The 22666-nt window shown below is 56.9% G+C and carries 17 protein-coding genes and 4 pseudogenes; 9 read left to right on the forward strand and 12 right to left on the reverse strand.

The features are described from left to right. Positions 1-111 precede the first annotated feature (111 nt). The gene (locus AC3IT6_RS18745) at positions 112-1524 is read right to left on the reverse strand and encodes an aldehyde dehydrogenase family protein (RefSeq protein ID WP_489351887.1); all 1413 of its coding nucleotides are present in this window, start codon (positions 1522-1524) and stop codon (positions 112-114) included. Positions 1525-1529: 5 nt separating this feature from the next. After that, positions 1530-2579: a homoserine dehydrogenase gene (locus tag AC3IT6_RS18750; RefSeq protein WP_489351889.1), complete on the reverse strand. Its 1050-nt coding sequence runs from the start codon at positions 2577-2579 to the stop codon at positions 1530-1532. 676 nt (positions 2580-3255) lie between these two features. Here AC3IT6_RS18750 and AC3IT6_RS18755 point away from each other — a divergent pair. Next, positions 3256-3618: a DUF6124 family protein gene (locus AC3IT6_RS18755; protein ID WP_489351891.1), complete on the forward strand. Its 363-nt coding sequence runs from the start codon at positions 3256-3258 to the stop codon at positions 3616-3618. 165 nt (positions 3619-3783) lie between these two features. On the opposite strand, the gene AC3IT6_RS18760 is transcribed toward AC3IT6_RS18755, so the two are convergent. The 5 genes from AC3IT6_RS18760 to AC3IT6_RS18780 all read right to left on the reverse strand — a co-directional run bounded on the left by AC3IT6_RS18760 (position 3784) and on the right by AC3IT6_RS18780 (position 9449). Beyond that, positions 3784-4221 carry an Lrp/AsnC family transcriptional regulator gene (locus tag AC3IT6_RS18760; RefSeq protein WP_477778217.1) on the reverse strand — a complete coding sequence of 146 codons (438 nt, stop codon included), beginning with the start codon at positions 4219-4221 and terminating at the stop codon, positions 3784-3786. A 22-nt stretch (positions 4222-4243) separates the two neighbouring features. Then, positions 4244-5623, reverse strand: a complete 1380-nt coding sequence (gene thrC / locus AC3IT6_RS18765) for a threonine synthase (RefSeq protein WP_489351894.1) — start codon at positions 5621-5623, stop codon at positions 4244-4246. A gap of 16 nt (positions 5624-5639) precedes the next feature. Then, entirely contained in the window at positions 5640-6530 is an 891-nt protein-coding gene (locus AC3IT6_RS18770) for a LysR substrate-binding domain-containing protein (protein WP_489351896.1), read from the reverse strand. Between the two features lie 60 nt (positions 6531-6590). Continuing rightward, a complete protein-coding gene (locus AC3IT6_RS18775; RefSeq protein ID WP_489351898.1) occupies positions 6591-8021 on the reverse strand; it encodes an amino acid permease in 1431 nt (476 codons plus the stop codon). 150 nt (positions 8022-8171) lie between these two features. After that, a complete protein-coding gene (locus AC3IT6_RS18780; RefSeq protein WP_489351900.1) occupies positions 8172-9449 on the reverse strand; it encodes a cystathionine gamma-synthase family protein in 1278 nt (425 codons plus the stop codon). A 155-nt stretch (positions 9450-9604) separates the two neighbouring features. On the opposite strand from AC3IT6_RS18780, the pseudogene AC3IT6_RS18785 reads away from it, so the two are divergent. Together AC3IT6_RS18785 and AC3IT6_RS18790 are read left to right on the forward strand one after the other, a co-directional pair. Then, positions 9605-9805: pseudogene (locus AC3IT6_RS18785) on the forward strand (S-(hydroxymethyl)glutathione dehydrogenase); the annotation flags it as partial. Further along, a pseudogene (locus AC3IT6_RS18790) lies at positions 9786-9968 on the forward strand (site-specific integrase); the annotation flags it as partial. The pseudogenes AC3IT6_RS18785 and AC3IT6_RS18790, both read left to right, overlap by 20 nt. An 11-nt stretch (positions 9969-9979) precedes the next feature. Here AC3IT6_RS18790 and AC3IT6_RS18795 read toward each other — a convergent pair. The 5 genes and pseudogenes from AC3IT6_RS18795 to AC3IT6_RS18815 all read right to left on the reverse strand — a co-directional run. Further along, a pseudogene (locus AC3IT6_RS18795) lies at positions 9980-10138 on the reverse strand (helix-turn-helix domain-containing protein); the annotation flags it as partial. A gap of 142 nt (positions 10139-10280) precedes the next feature. Then, positions 10281-11534: an OprD family porin gene (locus tag AC3IT6_RS18800; protein ID WP_489351902.1), complete on the reverse strand. Its 1254-nt coding sequence runs from the start codon at positions 11532-11534 to the stop codon at positions 10281-10283. Between the two features lie 92 nt (positions 11535-11626). Continuing rightward, positions 11627-12931 carry a CitMHS family transporter gene (locus tag AC3IT6_RS18805; RefSeq protein ID WP_489351904.1) on the reverse strand — a complete coding sequence of 435 codons (1305 nt, stop codon included), beginning with the start codon at positions 12929-12931 and terminating at the stop codon, positions 11627-11629. Positions 12932-13067: 136 nt separating this feature from the next. Continuing rightward, on the reverse strand, positions 13068-14393 hold the full coding sequence (gene dctA / locus AC3IT6_RS18810; protein WP_429382069.1) for a C4-dicarboxylate transporter DctA: 1326 nt from the start codon (positions 14391-14393) through the stop codon (positions 13068-13070). A 44-nt stretch (positions 14394-14437) separates the two neighbouring features. After that, entirely contained in the window at positions 14438-15520 is a 1083-nt protein-coding gene (locus AC3IT6_RS18815) for a 4-oxalomesaconate tautomerase (protein ID WP_102668720.1), read from the reverse strand. A gap of 166 nt (positions 15521-15686) precedes the next feature. Between AC3IT6_RS18815 and AC3IT6_RS18820 the strand changes: the two genes are divergently transcribed. The 6 genes and pseudogenes from AC3IT6_RS18820 to AC3IT6_RS18845 all read left to right on the forward strand — a co-directional run bounded on the left by AC3IT6_RS18820 (position 15687) and on the right by AC3IT6_RS18845 (position 22656). Next, complete coding sequence (locus tag AC3IT6_RS18820) at positions 15687-16577, forward strand: LysR family transcriptional regulator (protein ID WP_015095835.1); 891 nt, start codon at positions 15687-15689, stop codon at positions 16575-16577. 594 nt (positions 16578-17171) lie between these two features. After that, positions 17172-18200 carry an AraC family transcriptional regulator gene (locus AC3IT6_RS18825; protein WP_489351906.1) on the forward strand — a complete coding sequence of 343 codons (1029 nt, stop codon included), beginning with the start codon at positions 17172-17174 and terminating at the stop codon, positions 18198-18200. A gap of 288 nt (positions 18201-18488) precedes the next feature. Then, the gene (locus AC3IT6_RS18830) at positions 18489-19766 is read left to right on the forward strand and encodes an OmpP1/FadL family transporter (RefSeq protein ID WP_489351908.1); all 1278 of its coding nucleotides are present in this window, start codon (positions 18489-18491) and stop codon (positions 19764-19766) included. 95 nt (positions 19767-19861) lie between these two features. Next, entirely contained in the window at positions 19862-21340 is a 1479-nt protein-coding gene (locus tag AC3IT6_RS18835) for a DUF1254 domain-containing protein (RefSeq protein WP_489351910.1), read from the forward strand. Between the two features lie 151 nt (positions 21341-21491). Next, positions 21492-22169 carry a DUF3313 domain-containing protein gene (locus tag AC3IT6_RS18840; protein WP_489351912.1) on the forward strand — a complete coding sequence of 226 codons (678 nt, stop codon included), beginning with the start codon at positions 21492-21494 and terminating at the stop codon, positions 22167-22169. Positions 22170-22228: 59 nt separating this feature from the next. Further along, positions 22229-22656, forward strand: a pseudogene (locus AC3IT6_RS18845) (hypothetical protein). Positions 22657-22666 lie beyond the last annotated feature (10 nt).

Here is a 22666-nt window from a genome sequence, read left to right on the forward strand (position 1 = left end):
GCGTTACAACAGCCACCTCCCATCCTCTCTCGCCCCATTCAGCAAAACGCATTGGGCCGGTGACCAAACCGACCCAATGCCATACGAGCTGATCCATTTACCGCGAATCGACTAACCCAACGTGTTAAGGCACACCACCTTGGGTTGGGTCATTTCCTCGTAGGCAAAACGCACCCCTTCCCGGCCCAGGCTACCGTACTTGGAACCGCCAAACGGCATCGCATCGAAGCGGTAGTCGGAAGAGTCGTTGATCATCACTCCCCCAGCTTCGATCCTCCGTGCGGCGCTCATCGCGGTTGCCAGATCATTGGTGAAGATCCCCGCATGCAGGCTGTATTCGGGTTCATTGGCCAACGCGATGGCTTCATCGAAGGTTTCGAACAGCTGCAATACCACCACCGGAGCGAAGACTTCATTGCGCCAGAGTCGACTGGCGTGATCGACGTTTTCCAGCACGGTGGCGGCGTAGCACGATCCTGCACGCCGATGGCCGCAGAGCAACGTGGCGCCCTCTTGCAAGGCCTCGTTGACCACTTGCTCGGCATTCTGCGCAGCTTGCGCAGTAATCATGGGGCCGATATCGGTAGCGGCCAGCAATGGATCGCCGACCACAAGCGCACGGGCCTGGCTGACGAATCGCTCTCGGAACGCTTCATAAATCGACGCCTGTATCAGCAAGCGCTGAGTGCCGACGCAGTTCTGCCCCGCTGCCCAAAAGGCTCCGGACACGCAACTCTCGACAGCGGCCTCAAGGTCGCAGTCGCCCATAACGATTACCGGCGCATTGCCGCCCAGGTCCATGGCCAGTTTCTTCAACCCGGCCGTGCGGGCGATCTGCTCTGCGGTGACGAAACCGCCGGTGAAGGAAATCATCCGCACCTCACGGGCGGCAACCAACGCCTTGCCCAGTTCCGCACCGCCGGTGGCGACTGTGACCACGGATTCAGGCAAGCCTGCAGCGACCAGATAAGACACCAGTTTAATGGCCGACAATGGCGCGAGCTCGGAGGGTTTGAGAATCACCGCGTTACCGCCCGCAATGGCCGGACCGAGTTTGTGCGCCACCAGGTTCAACGGATCGTTGTACGGCGTGATCGCAACGATCAGCCCCAGAGGTTCACGGGAAAACCAGCCCTGACGCGATTCGGAGCCTTCATAAGCGTCGAAAGGCACCACCTCCCCGGCATTGCGCCTGGCCTCCTCGGCCGACAGCTTGAGGGTGTTGACGCAGCGCTTGACCTCCTTTTCCGCCTGTTTGAGGGTCTTCCCGGCCTCGTCGACGATCAGCCTGGCAAACACGCCGGCATCACGTTCGATATTGATTGCGGCTTGCTCAAGAATGCGAGCCCGACGATGACGTGCTAACGCGGCGCACGCTCGTGCGCCGCTGCGTCCTGTCTCCAACAACTGCGGAACTTGCGAGGCACAGACATTCGTTACGCTGCCGATGACGGAACCGTCATAGGCGTTAAAGACTTCAATGGGCGGCTCCACGATATCCAGAACCAGGCGCGATAATTTCACAGGGTTTACTCCTGGTTGCGGGCAGTGGATTGATGGATGCTGATGATGTCCGAGAGCAGCGCAAACGCTGTTTCCGTACGCCCGGCTCCCGGCCCCGAAACCGTCACCGCACCAAGCAGTTCGGAGGTAAACGACACCGCGTTGGTCGCGCCACCGACACTGGCCAGCGGATGGTCGTTGTTCAACAGCCGCGGTTCGACACTGGCACTGATCGAGCCGTCGGCATGGCGCATCGCCGACCCGATCAGCTTCCAGCGAGCGCCGTCCTGCCGGGCTTTTTCGATGTCGCCAAGGTTGAGGGACGAAATGCCGCTGCACGTGACGTCGCTGACCGTCAGCTTCGCGTCCAGCAGTTCATTCGCCAGGATCACCACCTTGAGGCGTACGTCATGACCCTCGACATCCGCCGTCGGGTCGGCTTCGGCGTAACCCAGCTCCTGAGCCTTGCTGACAGCCTCGGCAAAACCCAGGCCGCCTTCCATACTGGTCAGCACGAAGTTGGACGTGCCGTTGAGAATTCCTTCAAAACCGACAATGGAGCTGCCGGCCAGTGCCTGCCTGGCCAGGCGGATAACCGGCGTGCCGCTCATGACCGAACCTTCGTATTCAAAGGCGACATGCTTGCGTCGAGCCAGTGCCTTGAGCTCGGCGCCGTGCAAGGCGATCGGGCCCTTGTTGGTAGTGACGACATGCTGGCCGCCCTCCAGCGCCCAACGGCAGAACGAAGTCGCCGGTTCACCGTCAACTGGGTTGGTAAACGTGGCTTCAACAATAATGTCCGCGCCGGAATCCTTGATCACTGCTTCATTGAGGGCTGTGACCTCGCCACCCGACAGTTGCGCCAATGCACCTTTGACTGCCGGCAATTGGGCGAGCACATTGGCGTCCAGCCCTTCGCGGCCAATCACCGAACCGAGAAACAAGTCAGTCACGCCGACGATTTTCAGGGTGAAACCCAGTTCTGTTTTCCACTGTTCGTTACGTTCGGCAATCAGCTGAGCCAATGCCCGGTTAACACCACCAAAGCCAACCAGCGCCAATTTGTATTCAGTCATTTTGTTATGCCCTTGATCCGGGTGATGGGTTGTTGGGCACTAGGTTAGGGCTGAGTCCAGGGCAGTGACATAGGCCAATTTGCTCTATTTTGTGGGCGTTTTGACCAGTGTCAGGACAAAGCTTCAGAATCGAGCAGGAGGCGGATTTACATCTGCCTCCTACTTGATCCGCACCAATCTTGACCACCGCATCCCCCTTGTGGGAGCGGGCTTGCTCGCGAAGACGGTGTGTCAGGCAACATGAATGTTGAATGTGCCGGCCTCTTCGCGAGCAAGCCCGCTCCCACAGGTTTTGTGGAAAGCTCGCGCCACCGATTTGGCCTTTGAACAGTGCCTGTTTAACGCCTGTCAGTGTTACTCGATGAAAGCTACAACGCCTTGCGTCGTTGCCTACAGGTACGCCAGAATCCGCCGGCTTGTGCGCCTTGGAAGCCATCGGTAACTTGGCCCGCGTCACTGATTTCCAGTGATCGGGTTTAGCAGCCCGTGGTATTTGAAGATCGTACGAGTGTCCGTCAGGCAGGTATTCCATACCTGCATTTGATGGTGGCTGTGCGTAGGGCGCCCTTGGGCGCGCCGGCTTTCTTCTTTTCCCCGGTCTGCTAACCTGCGTACAGCCGCCACCCCCTCGTTTAGCAGCGACGGCGTGGCTGGACTACAACAGGAAAAGAAAATCATGTTCAAAGTCACACCCAATCCCCCGGACACCGATCCAGCCTCCCCATACGAAAGCTCCGACTCAAAAAAACTCAACGAAGCCGCCGAGCGCGCCCTCAACTTTCACTTCCCCACGACCGCCGACATCAAAGCCACCCCGCGAACAATCAGCACGCTGTTTACCGTCGACCCCGAGACCACGACCGAAACACTGGTCGTCTATCTGGTCGAGACCCTGGCCTCGGTCGATGTGATGGTGCATCAACTGGTGGATCATCTGGAGGGTGGTGACCGCAATGCCCTGCTGGGTATTTCCAATAACGTGATGCTCGCCGAAATCACCGCGAACCGCGTGCTCGATCAAATCGAACCGGTCGCATAAACCCGCAATACCACATACCCCTGTGGGAGCGAGCCTGCTCGCGATAGCGGTGGGGACATGGTTGCTTTTGCCCTGGCAACATTGGGATGAAACGGGTGAGAGTGCCATGCCTGGCGTACGCATAAAAGCCAACACAGGTTGGCTTTTGGCGGTACGAAAAATGGGCTATACGACAGACGACAGCACGAAGGAGGTCACGGTGTTTTCCACCCCGGGCAACGCGGCAATTTCAGTCCAGACCTTGTGCACCCGCTGCGGGCTCGCAGCGCCCACCCGCAGCATCAGGTCGAACTCGCCGCTCATGACATCGCACTGGATGACTTCCGGAATTGCGCGCAGCGCTTGCAACACCTCCGCCCCCCGCATCCGGTCGTAGCGGTAAACGAAAATCACCGCATTGATGTTCGATGTCGCTTGTCGCCCCTCCCCCGTGCGTACCGTATATCCCTGTATTACACCGTCGCGTTCAAGTCTTTCTATACGCTGGCGCACCGCATTGCGTGACAGATTGACCTTGGCTGCCAGCTCGGCATGTGCAGCCCTGGCATTGAGCTGTAGTTGCGCGATGATGTGTTCATCGAGAGGGTCCAGAATTCGCTTCACTTGGCCTCCTGTTGTCGCGCCTTCACAGCGCGCCGAGCAGTTCATGGATGGTGTCGAGATCGTCCGGTTGAATCCGGTAAACCTGCGCCTGTCCTTGCGTCGCGACCTCAGGTTTCAGCTCCGCCACACTGATGCCCAACTCGCCAAGCAGTGCCGCCGACTTGACCGGTGAGATTTCCCCCAGGGTCACCATGGGCGCCACCAGGCTTCGCCGATACAACCTGGCGGCCAGCACGCCAGTGGCCGTGTGCGGGTCGATGACGTATCCCGTGTCGCGATACAGCGAGGTGATTTCCGCCAGCGTCTGCTCATCACTGACCGCGTAGGAGTCGATGATCATCCGCGCCTGCAACCAGAACTCGTTGGCGATGACCATCTCGCCGCTGGACTCGAACCCCTCCATCAGGGCACACACCGCCTGGTCGTCTTGCCCGTAGAGCTCCCAAAGGAACCGTTCCAGATTGGAAAAGATCGACAGGTCCATGGCAGGCGAAAGCGTCTTGTTGGCTCGTGACCTGCTGTAGTGGTTCTTCTGAAACAACTGATGCAACGCGTCGTTCTGGTTGGTCGCAACAATCATCTGGGTGATCGGCAGGCCCATTTTTTGCGCGATGTAGCCGGCATACACCTCGGCAAAACTCGCCGCCGGCACACTGAAACCAATCGGTCGCTGGCCGCCTCCCAGTTGCAACACGGCGTGGAAGTAAAACACCAGTTGCGCCAACACACTGACCCAGTTACTGGAGTTGAAACTGATCACCTCGTACTGCGCATACGGCCATTGTCGGAACAGCCGGGTGACGATGGTCTGGCACTCGTCGAAGCTGCCGTTGACCGCGAACTGATGAACCCCTGGGTGCGCTGCTGCTTGCAGATGCTGGAGTTGGTCCCGGGGTACGCCCGTCTCCGGGTAAAACACCACCACGGGGGTGTCCTCGCAGTGCTTGAACGCCTCGATGGCCGCCAGCCCGGTATCGCCGTTGGTGGCACCGATCATCACCCCGCGACGCCCGCGCTTGCGCAGAAAATACGGCACCAGCCGCGCCTGCAATTGAGCGGCAAAATCCTTCGAGGAGCGAGTCGGCCCGTGGAACAATTCCAGCACCCACTCGTTACGATCGACCTGATGCAAAGGTGCCAGGGAGCGATGCCTGAATTGGCTGCCCGCCTCTTTGAGCAGGCGCTTGAGGTCTGTCTCGGGGATCGCTTCCCCCACGAACGGACTGATCACCCTGTAGGCCAGTTCGTCATAGGGCAAGGTCGACCAGTTGGCAATGTCCTGCGCTTCAAACAGCGGCAGTTCGAGCGGTACGAACAGTCCACCGTCCTCGGCAATGCCAGACAATACGACCTGTTCGAAGTCGACCTGTACGGCCGAATTTCGGGTACTCACATAACGCATGGTTGGCTCCGGCCATTCATTTGAAACGATGTGCCTGCTCGACCAGCCAGGTGGAAAACATCACCGCGTCGGGGTGCTGCTCGGCCCCGGAACCGCGCACAAGGTAAAAAGACTCGCTGGCTTCGATACGCTGGGTAAAGGGTTCGACCAATCGTCCATCCTGAAGCATCTCCTCCACCATCGAGGACCGCGCCAGGGCGATCCCCTGCCCTAACTCGGCCATGCGCAAAGTCGAGATCAATGTGTCGAACTGCATGCCGGTCGAGGAGTCGACGGTGTCCGCACCGACCATGTTCAACCAGTAACCCCAACCCTCTTCGTAACCCAGAACATGCAACAGCGGATGGTGCGACACGTCCGCGGGGACCGTCAGCGGCGACCTCGCCATCAGGTCCGGCGAACACACCGGGAACAGCGTGTCCCAGGTCAGGCGCTGCGACACCAGGCCGGGCCATTGACCGTGGCCCCAGCGAATCTCCATGTCATCCTCCCCGTCCAGTTCCTTGACCCAGATATTGCTGATGTAGCGGATATCGACATGCGGATGCGCCTGGCTAAACCCCGCCAGCTTGGGCGCCAGCCAATGCACGAAGAACGCCAGGCTGCCACGTACCTTGATCGGCCGACGTTTATGCTGGCCAAAAATCTCGTTGGTCCCCACTGCCAGTCGTGTGATCGCATCCTGCACCACCGGCAGATAAGCCTGGCCTTCCTCGGTCAGCCCCAGGCCTCGGGGCAAGCGCTTGAACAGTGCCACCCCAAGATGGCTTTCCAGTTGGCGGATCTGCTGACTGACTGCGCCCTGGGTCAAAAACAGTTCTTCGGCGGCATGGGTGAAGTTCAAACAGCGGGCAGACACCTCGAATGCCCGCAACCAGTTCAATGGGGGTAGCGTCTTTTGCTTCATGGCTTGAACCTCTTGGACGCCCCCTCCACCGAGCACGCTTGCCCATCCCGTCGACGCTGACTAGAACGCGTCCGACGGTTGTGCCAAGGGGGCAACCGACAAGCGTCGCTCGCGGCTTTTGCGGGTAATGTAATACACGAAATAGCACCAGGCGATGAAGGGCAAACCGAAGTACAACGCCACTCGCTGCTCCGGATCGAACGCAATCCCGACGCACGCCAGACTGCAGCAGACCAGCGCTCCCAGCGGCACCCATGGATAACCCCGGACACGGAATTTCAAGTCGCGGATGTCACCGCCGTTGGCCACATAGTGACGGCGGAAAGCAATCTGGCTCGCAGCGATGCTCATCCAGACCACTACCACCGCCAATCCGGAGATCGACACCAGCGCCAGATAGATGGTGTCGGCAGCAAACACGCTGCTGAGCAACGAGGCAGCCCCACCCGCCATGCTGACGATAATGGCGTTGAGCGGCGTCCCCATGCGAGTCAGGGCCGAGAACCGCTTGGGCAGGTGACCCTGGTCACTCAGCGTCCAGAGCATCCGTGACGCGGCATACAAACCGGAGTTGGCGGCCGACAGCAAGGCACTGATGATCACGAAGTTCATGATGTCAGCCGAATATGGAATCCCGATGTAAGTGAACACCGTGACGAATGGACTCTCTACCAGGCCGGCCTGCTCACGGGGTAACAGCGTCGCCAGGACGAAAATGGTACCTACGAAGAAGATCGCCAGGCGCAGCACGGTCGTGCGAATGGCACGCGGCACGTTGCGCTGCGGGTCCTTGGTTTCCCCAGCGGCAATACCGATCAACTCAGTGCCGGAGAACGCAAAAGACACCGCCAATAACGTCATGGCTATCGGCATGACGCCGGTAGGAAAAAGTCCTTCGCGAGTGAAGTTGCTCAACCCGATGCTGTGGCTCTGCTCAATGTGCAGCAAACCGAGAATCGCGCCACCGCCAATCATCAAAAACACAATGACGGTCACCACTTTAACCAGAGACAACCAGAACTCGGTCTCAGCGAACAGGCGCACCGAAATCACATTGGTCAGGAACACCAGACCTGCAAACAACGCACTCCAGATCCATACCGGTGTATCCGGGAACCAGCGCACCATCAAGATACCGGCGGCGGTGAATTCAGAACCGATGGCCACCGTCCAGGTCAGCCAATACAACCAAGCCACGGTATAGCCGGTACCAGGCCCCAGAAAGCGGGTGGCATATGTACTGAATGAACCGGTTTCCGGCATCTGTACCGCCAGTTCGCCCAGGCACATCATCACCATGTAAACCATGAGCGCGCCGATGATGTAAGCGATCACCGCGCCCAAGGGACCGGCCTGGTTAACCGTGTACCCGGACGTGAGAAACAGTCCGGTACCGATGACGCCGCCTAATGCCAACATGACAATATGCCGTGTCTGCATTTCCTTTTTAAAACCGGAACGCGAATGAAGTTGTTCTTCTTTTATGGACATGATTGTTCTCATGAAAGTTATTAGGGCGCGAATTAACGTCTGCGATGACTGACTGGGCAGAGAAAAAACAGATCGCCACTAAGTTTTATTATTATTCCACTTCATGAACGCCCCACTCACATCCTTGCAGTGAGGTTTAACGCTAACGCTTCAGTTTGCAACTTCGGCGCAATTTTCATTGATTGAAAGCTGCGTGTTTGATGGTGCGGGATCGTTGCCCGCCCCCCTGACAATTGCGAACGCCTGTTTCAGGTCGTCGAGCAGATCGTCGGTGTCTTCGATGCCGACAGAGATCCGCACCAGCCCCTCTGAAATACCCAGGGCCAGGCGTTCCTCCAGCGTGTTCTCGACATGGCTGGTGGTGCGGGCCGGACCGTAGATGGTTTCCACCGCACCGAGATTGCCCGCGCAGTGGGCGAATCGCAGTCGTGGCAAGAGCACCTTGACCGTGTCCATGCCGCCCGCCACGACAAAGCTGACGATGGCACCGAAGCCGGACATTTGCGCGCACGCCACCGCATGATTCGGATGGCCGGGCAAACCGGGATAATTGACCGACTCCACCAAGGGTTCAACGCAGAGGTACTCGGCCAGTGCGCGGGCACTGCGTTGCTGCTGACGCATGCGCAGCACCAACGTTTTCATGCCGCGAATGATCAGGTAGGCGGAGAACGGGTCGAGCGTCGCACCGTTGATTTCCCGGTAATGACGCACCTTGGCCATCAGCGATTCGCTACCGCACACCAGGCCGCCAAGCACGTCGCCGTGGCCACTGAGAAACTTGGTGGCACTGTGAATGACCACGTCCACACCCAGCGCCAGCGGGTTCTGATTCAACGGCGTGGCGAAGGTGTTATCCGCCACCACAATGGCACCGACACGCTTGGCTGCAGCCACCAGACGCTCAATATCGAGTATTTTCAGCGTCGGGTTGGTCGGTGTTTCCAGATACACCAATTGGCAGCCTTTGGCGATTTCGCGTTCGATTTCTTCGTGATCGAACGTCTCGCACAACGTCACGTTCACACCGGTACGCGGCAGGAACTCTTCAAAAATCTTGTTGGTGCCGCCATAGCTGTCCTTGGTCGACACCACCCGATCGCCATGGGCCAGGAAGGTGTAAAGCACACTGCTGATCGCCGCCATCCCGCTGCTGAAGGCCACGGCAGATTCGGCCAACTCCAACTCGCGAATCTTTGCCTCAAGGGTCTCGACTGTCGGGTTGCTCATGCGGCTGTAGATAAAGCCGGGCGCCTTGCCCAACGCTACGTCGTACCAGACGTCGATATCGTCATAACCATAAGCGGCACTGACCACGATGGGGGTTTGAGTGGCGTTGTAGGGATGCCTGACTTGCTCTCCACCCCACACTGCTCGGGTTCCCGCACCCGCATTAACAAACCCTGAGTTGCCTGGTTTTTTATTCATAAAGACTACTCGCACTGAGGGTGGCGAATGTTGAGTCACTCACCGGATCTGGCGGCCAATATATTGAAAAGCAGCGCCGCCGAGAAACGATGTTATCGGTGCCAAAGGGCTGCTTTTTTTAATGGCTGTGATTGCGTAGAGCCAGGTTAAAACAATCATCCGAAGGCGAGCCGATCCATCACTACACGGGGTGTTCGACGTTTTCTGAATACACCGTATTACCAGCAATCTCGTTGGCGAAAATCCCCAAGGAAGCGCCGCTGGAGAAGGTGTGTTTGCTCGGTTGCGGCGTCACCACCGGCATCGGTGCGGTACTGAATACCGCCAAGGTCGAGGCAGGCGCCACAGTACGCCTGCGGCTCCTGGCCGCGCAAATCCCTGACGGACATCCGCAAGGCCCGCAACCAGGGTCGAGCGCTTATTGATGAGCAGATCAAGCCCAACGAGCAAACGAAAACCGCCAAGGCACAGGCATACGCCGCTGCTAACGTAGAGGCCGGACAAGTAAAGACGTCAAAGAATACGTCCTAGTGTTCATTGTGCATCAACCGTCTTGTTTCATTCAGTCGCAGCCATTTTTGGTACTGCAGAGGGCTCATTGCGGCGAGTTGGCGGAAGTGGTGGTGAAAGGTCGGAGTGCTCATCTGCACACAGGCCGCAAGTTCATCGACGCGAAGCGCCGAAGCATGTCTTGCGGTTTCGGTGGAGGATACGCTCTGAAATTGGACGTAACCGTCAGCGTGCGCTGTCGATGATTTGGCCACCGTCCAATCCTTTGAAGCAGCCACTGAAAAGGCGGCCTGCGAAAATCGCGAGGGCGCAATCAGGGGATCACCAGAGTGCGATGTCGTAGGTAAAGTAGATTCGGTTGCTATCTCGGCCACGGGAATAATCAGAGCGGTAAACGTAGTTACGCAACCGCACACCCAGCCCCTTGAAGGAGCCTTGTTGCACGACGTAAGCCAGTTCGGCATCACGCTCCCACTCCTTGACTGAGGTGTCGGACTTACCGTCGTTGCCGCTCAGATACCGGGCGGAAAACGTCAGGCCCGGTACGCCGACGGCAGCAAAGTTATAGCCGTAATTAAGCATCCAGGTTTTTTCATCCTCCTCGACAAATTTGCCTATCCCGGCGTTGCTGAACGAATAAACCGTTGCGCCACTGATAAAAGGTAATCCGGCATCACCACTGAGGGTCTGGTATCCGCCACCGAAGGTATGGCCGGAAATGGCGTAGGACAATTGACCGCTCAGCATGTTGTTGTCGATCTTGCCACCGTAGGCTGAGCCGTTATCGACACTGTTGAAGTAGCGCAAGTCACTGGTCAGCACACCGCCGCCCAAGGGTAGATCGTGCTGGATACCTGCGAAATTCTGTCGGTAAAAGTTTTCCAGTTCGCCGTAGAAATAACTCAAACGAACGCTCTTTCCCAGCTTGTACTCGGCGCCTGCATAGCTGAAGTCGCCTGATTTATCTCCGCCGTAACCGTCGGGCACAATCGGCATGCTGTCGCTGGAATCACGCAGTTTGAATCGATCCAGGTAACCCCCGGTAAGGGTGAGGTTTTCAATGTCGACGCTACTGATCTGAGTGCCTTGGTACGTTTGCGGCAACAGACGCGCGTCGTTATAGATCAGCACCGGAGTCTTGGGTAGCAAGGTGCCGTATTTGACCGTGGTCTTGGCCAGTTGGGCTTTGGCAGTCATACCCAGACTTGCGAATTCGTCAGCCGCACGACCGTCATCATGCACCGGCAACAAGCCCGTGCCGCTGCGGCCACGGCCGGAGTCGAGCTTGACCCCGAGCAGGCCAAGGGCATCAACACCAAACCCGATAGTGCCAGGTGTAAATCCCGACTGGTAATCCAACAGAAATCCCTGGGCCCACTCGGTTCGTTCGCTCTTCGCCGTCCTTGCTGATTTGGCACTCATGCCATGCTCGTCGCGGAAATTCTCATTGAAATAGACGTTGCGCAATTGCAGCTTGAGCTTGCTGTCGTCGATAAAGCCTTCTGCACTGGCACTGGCCAGCGGCAACAAGCCAAGAAGTGAAAACAGCGCCCGTTGGGTATGCAAAGTGGTCATTGGCAAACTACTCATTGTTGTTATTTGGAGTGCAGAACAGCGCACGCCTCGCAAGCGGGGCGCGTCAGGAGAAAACAGATGCTTGGTGTGAATCAGGAGAAGAGACTGATCGCCCCGGTCAGCAGGGCTAGCGCGGTGACTACTAATGAAGTGAGTACCGCCCATTTGACGGTGGCTTTCTGGAAATCGCCGATATCACGATCGACCATACCCACCAGCAACAGGGTCGAGGCTACCAACGGACTCATCAGGTGTACTGGCTGACCGAGAATCGACGCGCGGGCGATTTCCACCGGGTCAATGCCATAGGCTGCGGCCGCGTTGGCCAGGATCGGTACCACACCAAAGTAGTAAGCATCGTTGGACAGAACAAAGGTCAACGGCATGCTGGTGATCGCCACCACCAGTGGGAACAGGTGTCCCCAGGATGGCGGAATCCAGTCCACTAGCGTTTGCGCCAGGGAGTCGACCATCTTGGTGCCCGAGAAGATCCCGGCAAAAATACCGGCGGCAAACACCAGCAGCACCACCGTCATTGCATTGCCGGAATGGGCGAGAATGCGCTCTTTCTGAATATCCAGTTGCGGGTAGTTGATCATCAGTGCCAGGACAAAGCCGATCAGGAACAGGATCGCCGAGTGCATGATGCCCATTACCAGCGCGACCATGACCGCGATCACCAGCAACAGGTTCACGTATGCAAGTTTAGGCCGTTTGTGCGGGGTATCACCCAGGATCGCGTCGATGTAGCAATTACCGCCACCGCTCTGTAGCTGCACATTACCGATGCGCTTACGCTCGGCACGGCCCAGGAGGAAAGCGGTGAACACCACCCACATCGCGCCGCCGATCATGGTCGGCAGCAAGGGCACGAAGTACTCGCCGGCATCCAGGCCCAGTGCCGCGATCGCCCTTGTAGCGGGCCCGCCCCATGGGGTCATGCCGCTCATGATGCTCAAGGACAACATGGCGATGGTCGCCAGAATCATCGGGTTCATGCCGATACGCTTGTACAACGGCAGCATTGCCGCGCAGGTGATCATGTAGGTGGTTGTGCCGTCGCCGTCGAGGGCGACCAGCAGTGACAGCAGCGCGGTGCCGATAGCGATTTTCATCGGATCGCCGTTTACACGCTTGAGGATTTTACGAATCAACGGGTCGAACAACCCGGCATCAATCATCAGGCCGAAGAACAGGATGGCGAACAGCAGAAGCGCAGCCGAAGGCGCAACCATCTTCAGGCCGTCGAGCATCATCTTGCCCGTAGTACCGCCAAAACCGCCAATCACCGCAAACACAATCGGCACCAACGTCAGGGCGACAATCGGCGATAGGCGTTTCGACATTATCAGATAGGTAAAAACCACCACCATGGCCAAACCAAGAAATGCGAGCATAGGTCAGTTCTCTTGTTCTTATCAGTAGCGTGGCCGATGCGCAGGCGCACGACCTCGAGCCCGCCAGACGGCACGATCAGCCGTGCCTGGCGGGGAGTTGAATGAAATGTTTGTTGGGTGTTTCAGGCGTGTCCGGTCAGACGTGTTCCGTGACCTTGCGACCATCCCAGTTTTCACTCTGGGTTTGTGCCAGGGCGGGCGACGGTTCGCCGTCAAGAGTCCGCATCAGTGTCTCGCGATCACAAGCGTTCTCCGAGATGGACATCACCACGGTAGCCACGGCGTTGCTTGCCAGACTGGTCAAGGCCCGGGCTTCCGACATGAAGCGGTCGATACCGATCAGCAGTGCAAGGCCGGCCAAGGGAATGTCATGGATCACAGTCAGTGTCGACGCCAGCGCGACAAACCCGGCTCCGGTCACACCTGCTGCACCCTTCGAGGACAACAGCATGATGGCCAGCATGGTCACGGTCTGTGTCAGGCTTAGATCGATGTTGCAAGCTTGAGCAATGAATACCGCTGCCAGCGATAGGTAGATTGCCGTACCGTCGAGGTTAAACGAGTACCCCGTTGGCAGCACCAACCCCACCACGCCTTTTTTGCAACCCAGGGCTTGCAGCTTTTCCAACATCCGCGGCATCACCGGCTCGGTTGAGGAAGTCCCGAGCACCACCAGGAACTCTTCGCGGAAGTAGCGCAGCAACTTCCAGAGACTGAAGCCATTTGCCCGGCAAATGCTGCCCAGCACCACAAAGACGAAGAAGGCACAGGCTACGTACAAGGTCATGATCAGCTTGGCCAGCGAGCCCAACGATGTAATACCGTACTGGCCTACGGTGAATGCCAACGCGCCAAAAGCACCGATCGGAGCGAAGCGCATCAGATAGGAGAAAATCTTGAACACCATGTGCGAGGCGGATTCCAGTACATCCAGTACCGGCTTGCCACGCTCGCCGATGGCCGACAGTGCGAAACCGCAAAGCACCGCGATGAACAACACCGGCAGCACTTCACCCTTATTGAAAGCGCCGATGAAAGTGTCCGGGATGATGTGCATGAAAAACTCGACCACTCCCAGCTTCGCGGCGGAATCGGTGTATTGCGACAGTCCCTTGGTGCTCAACTGGGCGGGGTCAATGTTCATGCCCACACCGGGTTTGAACAGGTAGACCGACACCAGGCCTATGATCAAACTGATCACGGTCAGTGCCAGGAACAGCAGCATGGTCTTGCTCAACAGACGCCCGAGGGAGCGTTTGTCGCTCATGCCGGCAATACCGGTGACGATGGTGCAGAACACCACCGGAGCGATCATCATCTTGATCAACTTGATGAAGGCATCACCAAGCGGCTTCAAGGCGATGGCCTGTTGCGACCAAAAATGTCCGACCAGCACACCCAACAGCACGGCGAGGAGAATCTGGAAGTAGAGCGATTTTACAACTTTCATGGCATCACCCATTTTTAGAATTGTGCTGATGCAAGAACGGCAATGACCAGGGGAAATTATCCGGCAAGTCGTTGGGAAGCCGTGGCGTAGACAAAACCGGAGAACAGCCTGCGCGATGTACGCACCACTGAGGCACGAATTGTCTCACCCTGATCGCCCGTGTAGGACAATACGACATCTATCCCGCCACTTGGATGTTCAATGCGTACTTGCTTCAAGCGCGGCTCGCTAACCCCGCCGAGCAATTGCGCGACCACACTGCCTTCAGTGACACAAGCGGTGGCAAGGCCGATGGAACCGGTGATCGCCAAGGCCCGGTGGCAGTTGTGTGGCATGAAGTAGCGCACCTGAATTGTGCCGCCAGCCTTGGCCGGTGACACCAGTACAGGCTTGGGAATCACTTTGTCGCTGACGTCACCCAGGCCCATTGCCAAGCCGGCTTGCAGTCGCAAGGACTCGAGGCGACGCAGGAACTCTTTGTCGGCATCCAGTTCAGCAGGACTTTCATCGCCGCGCTTACCCAGTTGGCCAGCTTCGATGATCATCATCGGCATCGCCATGTCGATGCAGGTCACTGGAATACCGTCGATCAAATCCTGCGTTTGCCCAGTCGGGAAAAGCTTGCCGGTCTTGCTGCCCGCAGCATCCAGGAAGGTGAGTTGCACAGGAGCGGCGGTACCCGGCACACCATCGATGGCGGTGTCACCTTCATAGCTGACCTTCCCACCGGGCGTCTGTACCTCGGCGTTCACAAAAGTGCCCGTGTTGAGGTTGCGAATACGCACACGTGTCAGGTCTTTGGAAGCTTTTACCAGCCCCTGCTCGATGGCGAACGGGCCAACGGCGCAAAGCATGTTGCCGCAATTAGGCGCGGTGTCGACTCGACGCTGGGAGACCATGACTTGAACGAACAGATAGTCGACATCCGCCTCAGGATGCAGCGACGGGCTGACGATCGCCACCTTGCTGGTTTGTGGGCTGCCACCACCGATGCCGTCAATTTCCAGTTCATGCCCAGAGCCCATGAGGTTGAGCAGCAGTTCATCACGGTCTTCGATCGCAACAGGTAGATCCCAGGCGAGGAACACTGGGCCCTTGGAAGTACCACCGCGCATTAGCACACAGGGAATTCGTTGCATGAACACTAACTCTTGTTGATCAATCGGGGTAATTGATGTCTTGTGAGCAAGAGTCGCAGGCTTTAAAAATTGTTTCCAATGCAAATATCAGCCTGATTATTGCGTTTTACGAATGATGAATTTAGGCTGACTGGGCTTAACAACTCTCGGCTAGTGAGATAAAAAAGTGAATTATGAGCTCAATGACATCCGATCTTTCGTGAAAATCGCCGAACTTGGAAGCTTCCACGAAGCTGCCGATGCATTGCATCTCTCTCAACCCGCGCTGAGTCGGAGAATGAAAAAGCTTGAAGAGGGATTGGGAACAGCGCTTCTTGATCGCACGACAAGAAGGGTAAGCCTCACCAGCGTTGGGCGAGACTTCCTGCCCAAGGCACGACGCTTATTGGATGACTTCGACGACTCGATACTTAACATCCGAGAGTTGGCGGAGCGGCAGAGCGGCCGTGTAACCCTTGCCTGCATCCCAACCGCAGCCTTCTACTTCCTCCCTTCGGTAATCCGCCTCTACAACGAGCGCTATCCACAAATCCGCATTCGCTTGCTTGATCTCAGTGCGAACGAAGGGCTGGAGGCTGTTCTGCGTGGCGAAGCCGACTTTGGCATCAACATGATGAGCGGACAGCACCCAGACATAGAGTTCGTGCCATTGGTCAACGAGCCTTTTGTTTTAGCTTGTCGACGCGATCATGAGCTGGCCGAGCGTAGCTCGGTAACCTGGTCTGAACTTAGCAATTACCGCCTTATCGGGGTCGGTCGCCTAAGCGGCAACCGCATGTTGCTTGACCACGCTTTGTCAGGCTTGAGCTGGCGTCCACAATGGTTCTATGAGGTGCAACACCTGTCTACATCGCTGGGCCTGGTAGAAGCTGGCTTAGGAGTCTCGGCAATGCCGAGCCTCGCAATGCCTGCTGTGGATCATCCAACATTGGTAAGCGTCCCTTTGATAGAGCCCATAGTTAACCGATCGTTGGGACTGGTTTACCGTCGAGGAGCTTCACTCTCTCCGGCAGCGGAAAAATTCGTCTCAATACTGCTCGAACAATGGGAAAAATGACCTCACGTTCTTAAGTCAGCATCTCTAGTATTGAGTCCTCATAGTGCGCAAACATCGCCGAGCACGTTCTTCAGCTTGATTTCGGCTTCATGGCCGGCAGAAATCGGCCAATAGCAGTCTTCGCAGATAAACGACATCGGACACATCTGCGTTCCCAAAGCGCCGGCAAGCTGCAACCCTTGAGCGCGGACAGTCGCCTTGCTAATCCAGAAAAAGAGGGCCCACTCCCCCTGTTGGCTTCACTTCATTTTTTATTTCTGACCAAGTACTCGAAACGAAAACACCAGAAGAATGCCCTCTAACCAATCTTCGTCGATGTATGGAAGCGGCTATTAGGATGGAGCATGGTCTCTATGGACCATTTGAAAAAAAGCGCATCCGTGCTAAAACCAATGTATTCAATATTATGTATTTTTGGATTCAATTAATGCGCACGACTCGTGTATTCGATGATTCGGTCCAAGGACTGGCGGCGCAGAACGGCCGCGAGGTGCCAGGCGCTGGCTCATGGGCGCTACGCTCTTTTGCTCGTCATGTGTCAGATGTTCGCCAGCGTGGCCAATGCGCCGGTTTCAGGAATGATAGCGAGCTAATATGCCCTCCAAAAAATCATCTTTAAGAATGGGCGGGCCTGGAGAAATTAGTACAAGCCCATTCCGTAGGTTCCCGGAAGTAGTTGACGCGATAGGGGGTTCCTCGAGAGGCGTTTTCAAAGACGCTGGTATCAGCCTTGAGCAATTTGCATATGAAGACAACCATCTCGCCTACATGGACGTTGCTCGTCTGTTCAACACGGCATTCGAACACACTCAGTGCCCCCATATTGGCCTGTTGATCGGTGAGCGCTTTTCGCTGGATAATTTGGGTCCGGTGGGTCAGCTTATGCGTCTTGCGACTACACCAGGCGATGCATTGAACGACCTGGTCGGGCATGCCAATCTCTATGATCGTGGCGCGACCCCACTCCTTCTTCCCTTGGCGGGCCAACACAGTTTGTTGGGATATGTCATTTATCGCCACGACCTGCCCAATCAATCATTACTTGTCGACACTGCCGTCATGGTCGGCCTGCAAATGTTGCGGACATTGTTAGGCGCTAACTGGACACCCGTTCGTGTGCAGTTTTCATATCGCAAGCCATCAGACATTACCCCGTACGTCAGAAAATTTCGCTGCAACATTCAGTTCAACGCAAGCATCTCCGGACTTGTAATAAACAATCAGCAACTCCGGCAAATTCAATGTACGGCGAACCCACGCTTACACCATCAGCTTAAACTGGCTATTTCAACCGCCACGTCACCTTTGACGATTTCAGAACAAATCAAGAGCCAGGCATACGCTCTATTATTGAAAGGCCAGGCAAACTCCAGGCACATCGCCAGTCAATTCTCATTGAATGAAAGAACGCTGCGACGCCGGCTGGATGCGGAAGGTTCTCACCTCAAAGAACTGATCACCGACTCCAGAAGCAACTTCGCGCGGCAGCTCTTGAAAAATACGGATTTGCCGATATCCACAATCTCTCAGACCCTTCAATACCAGGATCCAAACGCCTTCTCCCGTGCATTCAAAACGTGGACAAATACGTCACCGCAGCATTGGAGAAATGGGCTGGGGTAGCCTCCATTGAGGGTTGATTCAACAATTTCCATACACCCGTGATACCGCGCGTCGGTGTCCGAAAATGCAAGATGCCTTTCTGATGATTGCCGTAAAGTGAACGCGACAACAGGCTGGCTGCAAAGCTGATCTTCGGTTTTTTGTGCTGTTCATGAGGCTGGCGATTAGTTGCACCTGCGGTTGGAGTTCCGTGCAGACACTCAAGAAAGCCGCACGAGTAAAAGACGGCGCCCCGGCCTTGGGGCGATCCAAGCGATATCGATTGAGTGATCTGAAGAGAGGGATCTCATGCCATTAAATAAAAGTGTGTTGTCGATTACTGTTCTTGGTGCACTGACACTCCTTACCAGTGGTCGCAGTGTTGCCGGTGGCCTGATGTTGTACGAAATCGCCACCGACAACGTCGGACTGGCCAATGCCGGTGCAGCGGCCCGGGCACAGGGCCCTTCGACCATCGCCAGCAACCCCGCAGGCTTGAGTTACCTCAGCGGAACACAGATCTCCGCTGGCGCTCAGGTTCTTTTTGGTGACTTATCGTTTGATAAAGACAGTGAAACCAATACACCGGGCACTGGCAGTGGTAACGCGCTCGATCCCATACCGGGCGGCAGTTTCTTCATCAGCCATCAACTGGATGATCGGTGGTCCATCGGCTTCGGCTCCTATGGCGATTTCGGCCTCGCTGAAAACTACGACAACGACTGGTCCGGCCGTTATTTCGTGCAGAACGCGAGCATTGCGGGACTGTCACTGGTGCCCAGTGTCGCCTATCGCTTCAACGATCAATGGTCCGTCGGCGTCGGACTGAAAGCCATGTACGGGACGCTGAAGAGCGAAGCTGCGATTGATCAGGCGCCGCTCGGACTGACACAACGGGGTGACGGCCAATACAAATACCGGGACAGCACCTGGGGTTACGGCGCCAACGCAGGCGTGATTTATGCCCCAAAGCCCGGTACCCGGATTGGCCTGGCTTACACCAGTCAGGTTGACCTCGACTTCGAGGATCGCCTGGATGTGAAGAGCAGTGCTCCGTTGGTGAGTCGCCTCAACAGCCTCAACACCAAAATCGACCTGAAAGTACCGCAAACGGCGACCCTCAGCCTGTACCAGCAACTGGATACGCAATGGGCTGTCCTGGCCTCGGTCAATTGGCAGGACTGGTCGAAATTCGGTGACATCGGCATTGACGTAGACACGTCCAGAACCGGTTCACGGGCCACCTCAATCGATGCGCATTACAAAGACACGTATCAATTGGCGCTTGGCGCTCAATACCAGATGAACCAGGACTGGGTCTGGGATTTCGGTGTCGCCTATGACACGTCCGCCGTGTCCGACGGTAATCGTACGCTCACCGTGCCCATGGGCGCCGCCTGGCGCTTCGCCACTGGCTTTACTTATTCGCTGAATAAAGAGACAGACGTGAATTTCAGTTGGGTCACGGTGTGGATGGGGGACATGCCAGTCAATCAGCAAAAATCTCTGTCTGGCAATCGTGTATCAGGGGAGTTCGACAACGCCTGGATTCAAGCCCTGACCGCCAACATGACTTGGCGCTACTGAGAAAAATCCAAGAGCGTTTCCGGTGTCATGCCTAGTATCTAACCGTGGGCATGAACGCTCACGACGCCGGTTTGTACAAAACTAACGAGGTGAAAATGAACAGGAAGTCTCACAGTGGCTGGACATTGGCTGCGGCGGTCGTCGTAGGTTCAACGCTTTTCACCGGGTGCACGAGCAAGCTCGATCCGATCACACAGGCCGACAAGGCGGATGTGGCCAAGGGCGTTCCCGCGCCGAGCCTGGAGCAAACCAAGGCGATCGCCGAGGAAGGCTTTATCTACGGCTTGCCGCTGGTCATGAACTACGCCGTGATGAACGAATTCGCAGTGGACTCCAAGTCCAGCCAGTTCAAGGCGCCCTTCAACCAACTGCACAACGAGCATCGGGTCGCGACGCCCGCTGATACGGCCGTCATTACGCCAAACAGCGACACGCCCTACTCGATACTCTGGGCCGACCTGCGCGCAGAGCCACTCGTGATCACCGTGCCTGCCATCTCCAAAAAACGCTACTACTCGGTTCAGTTGATCGACGGCAACACCTATAACTACGGCTATATCGGGAACCGGGCCACGGCCAGCGCACCCGGGAGCTATCTGATTGCAGGCCCCGACTGGAAGGGTGCGCCCCCCCCTGGCATCGACAAGGTGTTCAGTTCTACGACCCCTTTCGCACTGACGTTGATCCGCACCCAGTTGTTCAATCCGGCCGACATGCCGAATGTCGAGAAGGTGCAGGCGGGTTACAAGGTCCAGCCGCTGTCCGCCTTCCTCCATCAACCCGCGCCGCCCGCTGCGCCGAAGATTGACTTCGTGCCGGCCACGACGGGGGGCATCAAGGCCAACTTCTTCGAGTACCTGTCAGCCGCGTTGGAGTATGTGCCGCCATCATCGGAGGACAAGGAGATCCGGTCCAAGCTGGCCAGCATCGGCGTAGGCCCCGGCCGGAGCTTCGAATTCAAAGACCTCTCGCTCGAGCACAAGGCCGCGGTCCTGCTCGGGATGAAGGCCGGCGATGAGAAAGTCGACAAGTTCCTCTCGAGCGGCATGAAAAACATCAACGGCTGGAGCGTCGGCGCGTTCTTCGGCGACCAGGCGTTCTACAAAGGCGACTGGCTGATGCGGGCTGGCGCCGCGAAGGCTGGTCTGTACGGCAATGACGCCGCCGAGGCGATGTACCCCATTACGCGTACCGATGGCAATGGCCAGACGTTGAATACCGGCAAGCACAACTACACGCTTACCTTCCCTGCCGGCAAACTGCCGCCCGTCAATGCCTTCTGGTCGGTAACCATGTACGACGGCAAGAGCCAGTTGCTGATCAAGAATCCGATCAACCGCTACCTGATCAATTCGCCGATGCTGTCGGCCATGAAGAAGAACGCGGATGGCTCACTGACGCTGTACATCCAGAAGGAGTCGCCGGGTAAGACCAAGGAGTCCAACTGGTTGCCGGCGCCTGACGACACGGCTTATCTGGTGATGCGCCTCTATTGGCCGAAGGCCACGCCGCCCTCAATTCTTCCCGCTGGCGCGGGCAACTGGCAGCCGCCGGCAGTGGTGGCATCGAAGTAACGCGACGCTTGCGACTGCTTGCAGTTGGCAAGCAGTCGTTCGATTGCTCAGGCTGAGATCCAGTGGGCCCTATTCCGAAAGGGCTGAGGCCACAGGGTCTGACCTTGAATAAAAGACATTCAGGAACACATCCCTCAAGGAGTACCGTTATATGAACTTCTCGCACAAATGGATAACGGGTGCCGCACTGAGCAGCTTGTTATTGACCGGCTGCGTATCGAAAGTCACTGAAGCCGAGCAATACTCGGGCTACCTGTCCAACTACAACAACTTGCAGGAAGTCAAAACGGCAAGCGGCGGCACAACAATGCGTTGGGTCAGTCCGTCGTGGAGCCCGAATGCCTATGACACGGTGGTGTTCAACAAGCTGGAGCTCTATCCCGCGCCCAAGCCCGATGAGCGGGTCAACCAGCAAACGCTGACCGACATCCAGAACTACATGACCAGTAAGGTCAAAGGCACCCTGGGTCAGAAATACCGTGTGGTTTCCAATACCAGCGCCGCGCCGGTGGGTTCCAACACCCTGCTGATGCGTGCGGCGATCACCGGGGTGAATGCCGAAAACGAAGGGATGAAATGGTACGAAGTGGTGCCGATCGCCGCCGTGGTCGGAGCAACACAGGCCGCCACCGGCCACCGTGATCAGGACAGCACTTTGTTCATCGAGGCCGAGATTATCGATGCGAGAACCAACCAGACGGTAGCCAAGGTTGTACGCAAGGTGTTTGGTACAACGCTGGAAAACGAAAGCCAGAAGATCACCGCCCAGGACTTCAAAGCGGCGATCGACAAGTTGAACGTCGATCTCTGGGCGTTCATTCGCAGTTAAGCCTTGATTGAACTGCCAACAGACGTTGGCTCAATACACGTCCAGCAGAGGCTGCTGACATGTCTTCCTCTTCATCGCTTCGACTCTCAGGATTGCAGCGGCCGTTACTCTTTGCGGCTCTCGTTACCAGTGTGCTTGTGTTAAGCGCCTGCGCATCGGTAGACGCACAGACAACCGCATACGTCGGGGTCGAACATTCCGCGCCGACCTTGCCTAGCGAAGTCCAGGTGCTAGGCACAGAACCGACAAGACCCCATGTGCGGTTGGGCGAGATCCTGATCGATGCCTCGGTCGCCCCTGCCCCGCCGATCACCCAGGTCGAACAAAAACTGCGTGAAGAAGGCGCCAAACCTGGCGCAGACGCCGTGGTTGTCGTTTACGACCGGATTCAACCCGTCACGGCCTATGTCACAGGTCCTCTGTGGAGCCGGGACATAGAAACGATTCAAGGACGCAGCTGAAAGGCATTGCAATCAAATACCAATAACGAGGTGCAC

The sequence above is a fragment of the Pseudomonas sp. KH_017 genome (assembly GCF_057840285.1).